Below are 12,355 nucleotides of genomic sequence, written 5' to 3' on the forward strand. Positions count from 1 at the left end.
CACGCCGCTCTCGGGATCAAAGCGCGCCCTAAACCGGCATCCCGAACTTGTAGCCCGAATCTCCGGTCCAGTAACCGTCGCACAGACCCGAGGGCGCCCAGTCACGCAGGCGCGCCGTGCCCTCGGCCGGGTCGAGATCGCCGGTCAGACAGTCCGCGAAGGTGCGGACCACATCGGCGGTATGCTTGGACTGCGGACTGATGCGCAGCAGATCCACGCCCAGCGCGCGCACTTCATCGAGGGCCGGCAGCAGGTTGTGGGTGCCGGCCGACTGGGTCTGGATGCCGTTGAGGCTCAGGAACTCCTGGCCCTCCTGGGTCGTGACCAGCACGCCGTCCGGATAGTCGCCGCAGCAGAACTCGCAGTTGTCCTTGCCCAGTCCCCGGTTGTAGGCGGTGAAACAGCGCGCCGAATAGGCCAGCGGCAGCCGGCCGAAGGCGAACAGCTCGCACTCCACGCCCTCGGGACGACGCTGGAGCAGATCGCTGGCCGTCGCCCGGCCCAGCTCGACCGGCATCACCCAGCGCTTGAGTCCGCGCTCGGCCAGGAAGGCGAGCGTGCGATGGTTGTAGAGATTGATCGAATGCCCGGCGACGAAGGGCCGGCCTTCCAGGAAATCGAGCGCGGCCAGGTCGCCCGCTTCGATCATGAAACGCTCATCGGCACAGATCCGCTTGAGGGTCTTCAATTCGCCGTCGGACTCGATCAGGGCCAGGGTCGAGATCACCGCCTGCTTGCCGGCGGCGGTGACGCGCTCGGCCAGCTCCCAATAGTCCTCGGGCTTGAGCTGACGGCGTTTGGAGCAGATGGTCTCGCCCAGATAGACGACGTCCACCGGGGTTTCGAGCAATTCGGCATAGAAATCGAACACCTGCTCGCGCGGCCAGAGATAGAGGATGGGGCCGAGCGAGAGACGCGGGCGATGGGCTGAGTTGTTCAAGGCTGACATGGGTGGGTTCGAATCGTTCGCTATCGGATCAGTGCCAGGTACGCTCGTAAGGACCGATGGTGGTCTGCGTGCCCTCGGAGACCTGCGCCAGGATCTGGTTCCAGCGCTCCTTAGGGCGGAACGCCTGCGGATTGCGCTTGCAACTGTCGATCGCCTCGCGCCAGACCTTGGTGACCTGGGTCACATAGTGCGTGCTGCGCTGGCGTCCCTCGATCTTGATGGCGCTCACGCCGGCGGCCAGGATGTCGGGCAGGATGTCGAGCGTGTTGAGACTGGTCGGTTCCTCGATGGCATGACGCAGCTCGCCGTCGATCCGGTAGCGGCCCTTGCAGATGGTCGGATAGCCGGCCGCTTCGCCGTGCGAACGCCGCTCCAGCAGCACGCCGCCGAGGCGCGTCTCCTGACCCTGCGGCGTGTCGCGCCACTCGACATGCGAGGCCGGCGAGCAGGCGCCGAAGGTGTTGGGCGACTGGCCGCTGGCATAGGACGAGAGCAGACAGCGTCCCTCGACCATCACGCACAGACTGCCGAAGCCGAAGATCTCGACCGGAACCGTAGTCTCCCGGATCAGGTGCGCGACCTGTGACAGCGAGAGCACGCGCGGCACCACCACGCGCTTGATGCCGAAATGACGCTGCATGAAGCCGATCGCCGCCGGATTGGTCGCCGACCCCTGGACCGACAGATGCAGATTGACGTTCGGATGACGCTCGGCGGCATAGTCGAGCACGCCCATGTCGGCCAGGATGATGGCATCGACCCCGAACCCGGCGGCGCGGTCGACGGCCGCCGTCCAGCGTTCCCAGCCCTTGGGTTGGGCATAGGTGTTGATGGCGACGAACACCTTGACCCGGCGGTCATGGGCGTATTTGACGCCCTCGGCGATCTGCTTGTCGTTGAAGTTGAGACCGGCGAAGTGGCGCGCGTTGGTATCGTCGCGAAAACCGATGTAGACGGCATCGGCGCCATTGTCGACGGCCGCCTTGAGCATCGGCAGATTGCCGGCGGGACAGACGAGCTCCATGGTGTTTGGACCCCCGAGGATCAAGCGGTGTTGACGAGTCGATGAGTGGAAAGGGTGTCGGCGCGGTCGCCCTGGCGGGTGCCGCGACGGAACAGTTCGGCCTCGATGGCGTTGAGCACCGCCCATTTGCGGTTGCACCAGTCGGGCGCGAGCAGGATGTCGCGCGAGGCCGTCCCGGTCAGACGATGATAGACCACGCTGCCCGGTGTGCGCTCGACCAGATCGGCGCAGATGGCGACATAGTCGTCCATGGCGAGCGGTGTGTAGTCGCCTCGTCGCCAGTCGATGGCCAGCCGGGTGTGACGGACCACGTGCAGCGGATGGACCTTGAGCCCCTCGACGCCCAGCTCCAGCACCCGGTCGAGGGTGTCGAGCGCCTCCGCGCGTCCTTCGCCCGGCAGCCCGACGATGAGATGGGCGCAGACCGGGATGCCGCGCCGATGCGCCGCCGTCACCGCCGTGCGGTACTCGGCGAAGCCGTGACCGCGATTGACGCGCTCGAGGGTTTCATCGTTGGCCGACTGCAAGCCCAGCTCCAGCCAGACTTCCTTGCCGCGCGCGCGATAGCCGGCGAGCAGGTCGAGCACGGCGTCCGGCACGCAGTCCGGGCGGGTGCCGACCGACAGGCCCACGACGTCCGGGTGCATGAGGGCGCTGTCATAGCGTTCGCGCAGCACCGCGATCTCATCATAGGTGTTGGTATAGGTCTGGAAATAGGCCATGAACCGGCGCGCGCCCGTGCGCTTGGCGAGCACGCCGCGTCCGGCGTCGAGCTGCGGGTCGATCTCGGGCGAGCGCCGGGCGTTGGGACCGAAGGAGACGTTGTTGCAGAAGGTGCAGCCGCCGTGGCCTTTGGTGCCGTCGCGATTCGGGCAGGTGAAGCCGGCATTGAGGGCGAGCTTGTGCACCCGCTGGCCGTAGCGCTTCAGCAGATACTGACCGAAGGTGTTGACGCGCTCGCTGAGCGCGCGATGTGGAGTAGACGGGGAGGGCATGGGTCTGGCATCAACCGAGCGGCGGCGATCGGCGTTCGATCCGGACCGGTGAGTATAGTGATCAATCGAGTCTGCTGCAAAACGCGCGTCCCGCCATCTGAGTCCGAATCGCAATCGCTCGACGTGACTTGCCAAATACCATGACTGGCTGTCCCCCGCGATCAAGCACTTCTCGCCTTCTCGAACGCAGAACACTCGAAGATCGAGTTTAACGTTCCCTTCATTATCGACGGCTAAACTTCGGCGCTGCAATTTCCCACGTTCAGCCGCTCGGCCGAACGCATTGCGCCACGTCGTGTTCGGAGCCTTGGCCCTCAACCGGTTCTCAAAACGCCTGGCGAGACATTGAGAACCTGACGGGCTGGAAACAGCGGACAGCTCCTGTGCGGATTAGGATGACAGGGGACGCGACCTCACCTAAAGCCTCTGAACGAGATCGATCTGTATGCGAACACTCAGCCTGCGCCTGAAATTGCTGCTGGTCACCGGGATGATCCTGGTGCTGACGGCGGGCACCATCATCCTGCTGGCGACCCTGATCTTCCGCGAATCGATTCAGACCGCCACCGACTCCATGACGCTCAACCTTTCACGGCAGGCCGAGGAGATCATGAGCGAGACGGCACTGGGCACCAGTCAGGAGATCCGGCGGCTGCTGGCTTCGGCCATCGCGAGCGCCTCGGTCCTGCAACGGCAGATCACGAGTTCCGCCCTCGGCGCAGGCGATACGACACCCTATGGTCGGGACCAATTGAAACGAATGGTGCTCGATACCCTGGAGAGCAATCCATTCGTCAGTTCAGCCTACGCCCAATTCGAACCGAACGGCTATGACGGACGGGACGGCGAATACGCGGGCAATCTCGTCCACAGCTCCAATACCGGCACCATCGAGATCTATTTCACGCGCGAGGGCGATTCGTTCGTCTTCCATGAAACCGAAGACCCGGGCGTGAAATATCTCGAAACACTCAACGAATACGGACAGCGCGCGGCCGAATGGTATCTCTGCCCAAAGGAGCGCCTGCAGACCTGTGTCACAGATCCCTATCTCTATGAAATCAGTCCCGGCCACGAAGAGTTGATGACCAGCCTGACCCTGCCGCTTGTCGTCGATCGGACATTCATCGGCGTGGTCGGCATGGACATCAACCTCTCGGCGCTCCAGACCGCCGCCGAGGCGATCGCCAAACGGCTGTTTCGCGGTCAGGGCGATCTGATGCTGGTCAGTCAGCATGGGTTGATCGCCGCCTCGACGCGCTTCCCGGATCAGCTCGGCAGGCAGGTGAGCGATGTCGCGCCTGAACTGGCGACCGCCATGACGACCCCCGGTCAGAGCAAGAGCGGCGATCGCTGGCTGCACATTCTGGCGATCCCCATCGCGAACGCCTCCTGGACGCTGTCCATCTCGGTGGCCGAGACAGATATCCTGGCCGCGGCCAATGAACTGGAGCGAGACCTGCGCGCCGGCACAGGCACGGCGATCCTCGAGCTGACCGCCGGTGCTGGTGTCATGACCGTGCTCGGCCTCATCGTCATGGTGGTTCTGATCCAAAGCGTCACCAAGCCGCTGGCGCAGCTCGCCCAGGGCATGCGGGCGCTGGCCTCGTCGGAGGGGGATCTGACCGCCAAGATCATGGTGCATCATCACATCGAACTGATCGAGTTGAGCAAGAACATCAACCGCTTCATCGACAAGCTGCGTCAGATGATCCTGGTCATGAAGGAACAAAGCCAAACCCTGTCGGAGCATTCAGCCGACCTGAGCGACTATGCTCGCCAGGTCGGCCAGGCCAGCGCGACCCAGAATGCCCAGATCGACAATGTGGCGACCGCCATGACCCAGATGTCGAGCACCGCCGGCGAGGTGGCGAATATCGCACATCAGACGGCGGATGCCTCGCGCGAGGCGGCGGATCATATCGACCAGACCCAACAGGCGCTCAATGGCACCAAAGACAAGGTGGGACTGCTGTCGCGCTCGGTTGAGGAGGCCTCCAGTCAGATGCATCAGGTCGCCGAGCGCAGCCGGGCGATCGACGGGATTCTGGTGACGATTCGCGAAATCGCCGGACGCACCAACCTGCTGGCGCTCAATGCTGCGATCGAGGCCGCGCGCGCCGGTGAACAGGGACGGGGCTTCGCCGTGGTCGCCGAGGAAGTCCGCCATCTGGCCATGCGCACCCAGGACTCGACCAAGGACGTGGATGATCTGATCAAGGGGTTGCAGGGCGACGTGCAGCGCGCGGATCTGCTGCTCCAGGACAGCCGCGGCGAAATGGAACAGACACTGACCTTCACGCATCGCAGCGCGGAACTGCTCGACCGCGCCGTCCTGGACGTCAAGCGCATCGACAGTCATGCCCAGCAGGTGGCCACGGCCGCCGAGGAACAAAGCCAGGTCAGCGAAGAGATCAATCGCAGTCTCACCGCCATCAGTGACGCCGCGCGCGATCTGGCGCATCTGGCCCAGGTCTCCGAGGCGGCGGCCCTGGAGACCCATGACGCCATCCAGACGCTCGACGATCAGCTCAATCTGCTCAGGGTTTGAAAACGCATGAACACACGCACTCTATGCCTGCTGGCCGTGGCCGGATGCGTCGGCACAGCTCAGGCGGACTGGTCCGCGACACTCACGGGGGCCAGCGATTATCTGTTCAATGGTGTGACGCAAACCGGTCATCAGCCGGCAATCCAGGCCAGTCTGGACTGGTCCGGGGCGGCGGGAATGTATGCGGGCCTCTGGGCCTCGAACGTCGATTTCGGTGACGACACCGAGGCGGAAGTGGACGGCTATCTGGGATATCGCTTCGAGTTCCGACCCGGCTACTCGGTCGATGCGGGACTCGCCCTCTATACCTATCATGGCGGCAGCGACAGTTCCGACGCCAATTATCCGGAAGCCTACCTCAAGCTGGGGATCGCCGGCTTCAACCTGAATGCCTGGTATACCCATGATTATTCCGGTCTGGATGTCGGCCACGTCGTGGTCATGCTGCAAAAGGACTTCGAGATCAACGATCGCTGGACGATCGCGACCCAACTCAGCCGATCCACCAGTCTCGACACCGACCGCTTTGCCTGGGACGGCGACCGGGATCACTATCTGCACTGGCAGATCATGAACCGAACCAGCTACGCCGGTTTCGATCTCGCGCTGGGCCTGAGCGGGACGACGCTGAGCGATGAGTCCGGCGATACCGTCGTATTGTTCACGATTGGTAGAACCTTTGCTTTTTGAAGTGTGCACCGTCGGGTCCGCCCCGACGCTTCGGTTCCTCGAACGGTGAACCGATCAGAGCCCCGCGTGAGTCGCCTACTGCCATTGCTGCTGTTTTGGGTTCTGCTGACCGTCTCTGCGGCGGGAGCCGCCGGCGACGCCGGATCCGGCGGTACACTCGCGCTGACTGAGACCGAGCGCGCCTTTCTTCAGGCTCATCCGGTGATCCGTGTCAGCAACGAACTCGACTGGCCGCCCTACGATTATTTCGAACACGGAAGACCGCAGGGCTATTCGGTCGATCTGATGAGGCTGCTGGCGGCACGGATCGGCGTCGAATTCGAGTTCGTGCAGGGCGAGAACTGGGACGAGCTGGTCGAACTGCTGTGCACGCGCCGGATCGATCTGCTGCAACCCGCCGACAAACCCCGGAAGTTGCTGGACTGCGCGACCTTCTCGGCGCCCATCGTGCGGGGTGCCAACCAGTTCCTGACCCGCCGCGATCACCCCAGGGTCCGGTCCATCACCGACCTGTTCGGTTCCGTGGCGGCGTCCCCCAAGGGCTGGGAGCAGACCGAGCTGCTGAAAAAACGTTTCGGCGACAAATTCAGGATCATCGAGACCGCCAACATCGGTGAGGCCATCGCCGCCGTGAGTCGCGGTCAGGCCGACTTCACCACGGATTTCGCCAATGTCCTGAACTACCACATCACCCAATCGGGTTACGTCGACCTGAAAGTCCAGGGGGTGTGGAGCCGGGAAGACAAGGGCGGTGAGTTCTCCGCGCTCTATATCGCGACCCGCAAGGACTGGCCGGTCCTGCAGTCGATCCTCGACAAGGCCCTGGCGTCGCTGACACCGGACCAGATTCGGCGCTTACAGGACAAGTGGTTTAGCGAAGCCGGCGACCAGACCGGGCGCATCGTACTTTCCCCCCAACAGCTCGACTACCTCCAGCGCAAAGGCCCGCTCAGGATGTGCGTCGATCCCGACTGGATGCCTGTGGAACGCCTCACTGAAGCGGGCGTCCACGAGGGCATCATCGCCGATGTGATGGCGCGGCTCGCCGAGATGCTCGACACCAGGATCGTACCGATACCCACCGCGAGCTGGGAAGAGTCGCTGGCCTTTGCGCGGGAGCGACGCTGCGACTTCCTGTCCGGGGCGATCGCGACGCCCGCCCGGCGCGCCTTCCTGGATTTCACGACGCCCTATCTCTCCTTCCGCTCGGTGATCGCGACCCAGAGCCATCAGATGTTCATCAACGATATCGAATCCGTTCTGGGCGAGACCTTCGGCATCACGCGGGGCCATGCCATGATCGATACCCTGAGGACGCGCTATCCCGGCATCCGGTTGCGGGAGGTCGCCAATATCACGGAAGGACTCGGACAGGTCCAGGATGGCCGGCTGTTCGGTTTCATCGATGCGCTACCGACGATCGCCTATCGCATCCAGACCCAGGCCATCCTCGATATGAAGATCGCCGGACAACTGGAAGACAGCGAGCAACTCTCATGGAACCTGTCCATTGCCACCCGCCGCGACGAGCCGCTGCTGGGCGAAATCTTTCAGGCCGCGATCGATGCCTTGCCGCAGGCGCAGCGTCAGGCCATCGTCAATCGCTGGCTTTCGATCCGCTACGAACAGGTGTTCGACTATGTCCTATTATGGAAGATCGTCGCCGGGGTCATCGGCATTGCCGGCGTCATACTCTGGATGGTGCTGGCCTGGAACCGGCGACTGACGAAGCTCAATCGCGAACTCGAACAGGCACGGGCGCAAATCGCCGCGCAGAACGTCGGACTTGAGCAGCGCGTGGCCGAACGCACGCGCGATCTGCGTGAGACCCTGGCGCAACTGGAGCGAACGCAGGCCAACTTGGTGCAGTCGGAAAAGCTGGCGGCGCTGGGGGATCTGGTGGCCGGCATCGCTCATGAACTGAATACGCCGATCGGCAACGCCGTGATGCTGGCTAGCACCCTGTCCGACCAGGAGCAGGCTTTTCGGGAGCAGATGGCGGCAGGGCTGAGCCGTTCGGCCTTGCAGCGCTTCGTCGACGTCGTGCGCGACAGCAGCGACATCCTGCTGCGCAGTCTTCAGCGTGCGGCCGAGCTGATCAGTAGTTTCAAACAGGTCGCCGTGGATCAGGCGAGCTATCAGCGCCGCGTTTTCAGCCTGGACGAGGTGACGCGGGAGATCGCCCTGACCCTCCAGCCGCGTCTGCGCCGCTCGCCGGCAAGGCTGGAAGTGGATATCGCACCCGGAATCCGTTTCGACAGCTTCCCTGGCCCCTTCGGTCAGGTGCTCATCAATCTGGTCCAGAACGCGCTGCTGCATGCCTTCGACGATCGCGAGGCCGGTTGCATCCGCATCGAGAGCCAGCCCGCCGCGCCCGGCTTCATCATCATCCGGGTCAGTGACGACGGCAACGGCATCCCCCCGGACAACCTGGACCGGATCTTCGACCCGTTCTTCACCACCCGTCTGGGGCAGGGCGGCAGCGGCCTGGGACTGCATATCGTCTATAACCTAGTGACGGGACTGCTCGGCGGCGCGATCTCCGTGCGCAGTGCTCCCGGCCAGGGCACGGTTTTCGATCTGGCACTGCCCCTGATCGCGCCCCGCGCGGTCGCCGGTGACTCCAGCGCGAATGCGTCGGGTCGCGTTCTACGGCATGCGATCGGCCCCACCTCGAAAGATCTATCAAGTGGAACAACCTATGATGAGTGATGCTCCTTCCCTGGATGACGACGATGTCGTCCGGTTCATCGATGAGCCATCGGATTGGGCGCCTTCCACCCAGGTCGACCCCTGGCGCATTCTGATCGTCGACGATGAGGCCGATGTCCATGAGGCGACCCTGCTCGCCTTGCGTGACCTGACGATCGAGGGGCGTCCGCTCGCCTTTCTCCAGGCCTATTCCGCCCGGGAGGCGCGCGCCATCCTCGCTCAGGATCCGTCGGTGGCGGTCGTCCTGCTGGACGTGGTCATGGAGTCGGAAGACGCCGGGCTGCAACTCGTGCGCTGGATTCGCCGCGAACTCGACAACCCGTCGGTCCGCGTCATTCTGCGCACCGGCCAGCCCGGTTATGCGCCCGAACTCGAGACCATCCGTTCCTTCGACATCAACGACTATCGCACCAAATCCGAACTGACGCAGGTGCGGCTCTTCACCAGTCTGACCGTGGCCATCCGCTCCTACGCGCAGATCCGCCAGATCGAGATGAGCCGTCGCGGTCTGGAATTGATCGTCGAGGCCAGCACGGGACTGATCCGGCGGCGTGCCCTGCAGCAGTTTGCCGAAGGGGTGGTCACTCAGGTCTGCGCCCTGCTGAACATCGCGCCCGAAGGATTGATCTGCGCCTCGTCCTCGGGTCCGTTCGCCCATGCCGCGCCGCTGGTCATCGCCGCCGCCGGACGCTATCGGGAGGTGATCCATCGCCCGCTGGCTGAACTGCACGAGACGCCCGTCCGCGAGGCGCTGCGCCAGTGTCTGCTCGAAAAACGTCACAGATTCGACCAGGGGGTCTGTCTGTATTTCGATGTCAGCGAGACGCAGGGCATGGCCGCCTATCTCGCCATGACCGGCGAGCCCAGCCGGATGGATCGCCATCTGCTGGAGGTCTTCTGCGCCAACATTTCGGTGGGCTTCGAAAACGTCCTGCTGCACAACCGGCTCTTTCGGCTCGCTTACTACGATCAACTTACGGATCTGCCCAACCGTAACCGCTTCATCCAGCTCGTCGAGGAGAAGGGCCGCGATCCAAACATGGCGCTGGCGTTGCTGGATCTCGACGACTTCGCCGACATCGCCACCACACTCGATCATCATTTCGGCGACGAGGTGCTGCGGGCCGTGGCCGAGCGGCTGGTACAGATCTTTGGGTCCGGAGTCATTCCGGCGCGGGTCGCGGGTGATGCCTTTGGCCTGCTCGGCCCGCGCGACCTGATCACTCCAGAGCGGATCCAGCAGGTGTTCAGCGAACCGCTGACGGTGCGTGACGAAACCATCCGCCTCTCGGCCACCAGCAGTCTGATCACATTGAACGGTCAACCGGCCAGGGGTGGCGATCTGCTCAAGGATGCCGGCATCGCGCTCAAGCAGGGCAAGCGGCTCGGGCGGGGCAAGGCGAACTATTTTTCGGAGGCGCTCGGTCGGGCCGCGCGCGAGCGCATGCGGATGCTCAGCAGCCTGCGCGCCGCCTTTTCCGCCGAGCAGCTCTCGCTCGTCTTCCAGCCGCAGATCGAGTTGGCCAGTGGGCGGGTGATCGGCGCCGAGGCGCTGTTGCGCTGGGAGATCGAGCCTGGACGCTGGGCGCCTCCAGATCAATTCATTCCGCTGGCCGAGCAGTCCGGACTGATCGTGCCGCTCGGTGAATGGGTGCTCCGTACCGCCTGCCGGGATCTGCACCGTCTGACCGAGCGCGGCCATGCCGGGTTTCGGATGGCGATCAATGTCTCACACGCCCAGTTTCGCGAACCCGGCTTCGTCTCCATGCTGGAGCGCGTGCTCGCCGACAGCCGGGTCGAGGCCACTCGGATCGAACTGGAATTGACCGAGTCGGTCGCGATGGACCACATCGATGAGATCAACACCAAGCTGGCCGACATCCGTCGCCTGGGCGTCAGGATCGCCATCGACGATTTCGGCACCGGCTATTCGTCATTGAGCGTGCTCAGACAGCTCCATGTCGACCGTCTGAAGATCGACCGCTCCTTCGTCAACGAGCTCGACGGCGCGAATACCAAGACCGGTATCGCGCCACTCATCATCGCCCTGGGGCACCAGTGCAACCTGACCCTGATCGCCGAGGGCGTGGAGAACGAAGTGCAGCGCCAGTGCCTGCTGGCGATGGGCTGTCAGGAGGCGCAGGGGTTTCTGTTCGCGCGTCCCATGCCGATCGAGCGACTGGAGGACTGGATGGCGGCGCAGCCTGGCTAGACGTTCATACCACCAGGATCTCTTTCGTTTGCAGTCTTCGGGCGCGTTTTGCCAGCTTCTCATCGAAGGTGGCGAACCGCATCGCTTGAGCACTGCCGGCCAGATGGAGTGCGTCGGCGAAATCCATGCCTTGCTCATGCCAATCGAGCGCCATGACCACCACCCCGATATGTTCGACTTCGGCCTGTGGCAGACCGATCAGCTTTCGCAGCGTCGACACGATGGTTTCACGCGAGAGCTGATAGGCAAATCGCAGCACCCACTCCGTCTCAAGCAGCACGGTCTTGCTGAGGAAAATGCTGTGTTGCTCGAACAGGGCGATCGCCCTTGGGCTCTGCGCCGGGTCGTCATTGGTGACGACCCGCACCACGACGTTCGTGTCAACCGCCAGCATGGTATTCCCGTACTCCACGGGCGATGGCCTCTTGCATGTCATCCAGGGACTTGGCCGGGCCTCGATACCCGGTGCAACCCACGACTTCATCGAGTGACGTCGACGCAAGGGGCTTGCGGGGTCGCAGGACGACACCATCCGGCCGTGTTTCGATTTCGAGCTCCGTGCCCGTCGACCAGTGATAGTGGTCGCGAATGGCCTTGGGCAGTATGACCTGACCCTTGCTGGAAAGGCGCGTGGTTTCCATCGCGATCGAGACACCTGTTGGGCGAATGCGGTAAGAAACCATCTTACTCGGAGCCGATAGTGCGAGCAAGGTCAGGCATGATGTTGCTCCTTGAGCGACCTGTGTCGAGCCTGCTTCGGGAATAAAGGGGCAGCCGCCATGGCCCTCGCGTTAGTCAAACCCATACCCGCGCTCTACCCAGTAATGCCAGTCGCCAATGGCCTCGCGTGTCTCTTCATCGGCTGCCATCGCTTCGAGTTGCGCCAACGGAAATCCCATGACACGTCCATGCCAGGTGGCCAGGACGAACATGTCGTGCAAGCATTCATTCTCCGGCGCGAGGCGCTCGAGGATCAAATCGTCACTGACGTGCAGAGGCGATATGGAGCGCGGCTGAATGCAGCGTGCTCTGAAGGGAAAGTGCAGCTTGTCCTCGAGGTAGTAGTACCAACCCATGGCTTGTTCTTCCGCGCCATAGGCGTCCACGATGATCTCCATCGCGATCCGCTCTTCATCGAGTTTCGTCTCTTTCACGCTTTGTCATAGGCTGATACCCTGTGTAATGCCTCGACGCTTATGTTGCTCGGAAAATCCCCAAGTCT

General features: G+C 63.3%; 10 protein-coding genes. 4 read left to right on the top strand and 6 right to left on the bottom strand.

Annotated elements, in window-relative coordinates; all coding sequences use genetic code 11:
- Nucleotides 1-28: 28 nt before the first annotated feature.
- From ubiV to mnmL, 3 genes are read right to left on the bottom strand one after another with little or no spacing between them, the layout of a single operon-like run.
- The gene (gene ubiV, locus Atep_RS04190; RefSeq protein ID WP_213380408.1) at nucleotides 29-949 is read right to left on the bottom strand and encodes a ubiquinone anaerobic biosynthesis protein UbiV; all 921 of its coding nucleotides are present in this window, start codon (nucleotides 947-949) and stop codon (nucleotides 29-31) included.
- A gap of 28 nt (nucleotides 950-977) precedes the next feature.
- Nucleotides 978-1,973, bottom strand: coding sequence for a ubiquinone anaerobic biosynthesis protein UbiU (gene ubiU, locus Atep_RS04195; protein WP_213380409.1), 996 nt, complete (start codon nucleotides 1,971-1,973; stop codon nucleotides 978-980).
- A gap of 20 nt (nucleotides 1,974-1,993) precedes the next feature.
- Nucleotides 1,994-2,968 carry a tRNA modification radical SAM protein MnmL/YtqA gene (gene mnmL, locus Atep_RS04200; RefSeq protein WP_213380410.1) on the bottom strand — a complete coding sequence of 325 codons (975 nt, stop codon included), beginning with the start codon at nucleotides 2,966-2,968 and terminating at the stop codon, nucleotides 1,994-1,996.
- A 445-nt stretch (nucleotides 2,969-3,413) separates the two neighbouring features.
- On the opposite strand from mnmL, the gene Atep_RS04205 reads away from it, so the two are divergent.
- From Atep_RS04205 to Atep_RS04220, 4 genes are all read left to right on the top strand, one after another.
- Nucleotides 3,414-5,519 (top strand): methyl-accepting chemotaxis protein, encoded by a 2,106-nt coding sequence (locus Atep_RS04205; protein ID WP_213380411.1) that lies wholly within the window; start codon nucleotides 3,414-3,416, stop codon nucleotides 5,517-5,519.
- Nucleotides 5,520-5,555: 36 nt separating this feature from the next.
- Entirely contained in the window at nucleotides 5,556-6,209 is a 654-nt protein-coding gene (locus Atep_RS04210; RefSeq protein WP_236786477.1) for a TorF family putative porin, read from the top strand.
- 66 nt (nucleotides 6,210-6,275) lie between these two features.
- Nucleotides 6,276-8,921, top strand: coding sequence for a transporter substrate-binding domain-containing protein (locus Atep_RS04215; protein WP_213380413.1), 2,646 nt, complete (start codon nucleotides 6,276-6,278; stop codon nucleotides 8,919-8,921).
- Complete coding sequence (locus Atep_RS04220; protein WP_213380414.1) at nucleotides 8,914-11,133, top strand: EAL domain-containing response regulator; 2,220 nt, start codon at nucleotides 8,914-8,916, stop codon at nucleotides 11,131-11,133. The genes Atep_RS04215 and Atep_RS04220 overlap by 8 nt, the downstream gene beginning before the upstream one ends.
- Before the next feature lie 4 nt (nucleotides 11,134-11,137).
- Here the strand turns inward: Atep_RS04220 and Atep_RS04225 are convergent, their stop codons facing one another.
- The 3 genes from Atep_RS04225 to Atep_RS04235 all read right to left on the bottom strand — a co-directional run bounded on the left by Atep_RS04225 (nucleotide 11,138) and on the right by Atep_RS04235 (nucleotide 12,287).
- Complete coding sequence (locus Atep_RS04225; RefSeq protein WP_213380415.1) at nucleotides 11,138-11,527, bottom strand: type II toxin-antitoxin system VapC family toxin; 390 nt, start codon at nucleotides 11,525-11,527, stop codon at nucleotides 11,138-11,140.
- Complete coding sequence (locus Atep_RS04230; RefSeq protein ID WP_336511379.1) at nucleotides 11,514-11,816, bottom strand: AbrB/MazE/SpoVT family DNA-binding domain-containing protein; 303 nt, start codon at nucleotides 11,814-11,816, stop codon at nucleotides 11,514-11,516. Before Atep_RS04230 ends, Atep_RS04225 begins: the two co-directional genes overlap by 14 nt.
- 108 nt (nucleotides 11,817-11,924) lie before the next feature.
- Nucleotides 11,925-12,287: a calcium-binding protein gene (locus Atep_RS04235; protein WP_213380417.1), complete on the bottom strand. Its 363-nt coding sequence runs from the start codon at nucleotides 12,285-12,287 to the stop codon at nucleotides 11,925-11,927.
- Nucleotides 12,288-12,355 lie beyond the last annotated feature (68 nt).

The sequence above is a fragment of the Allochromatium tepidum genome (assembly GCF_018409545.1).
Lineage (GTDB): Bacteria > Pseudomonadota > Gammaproteobacteria > Chromatiales > Chromatiaceae > Thermochromatium > Thermochromatium tepidum_A.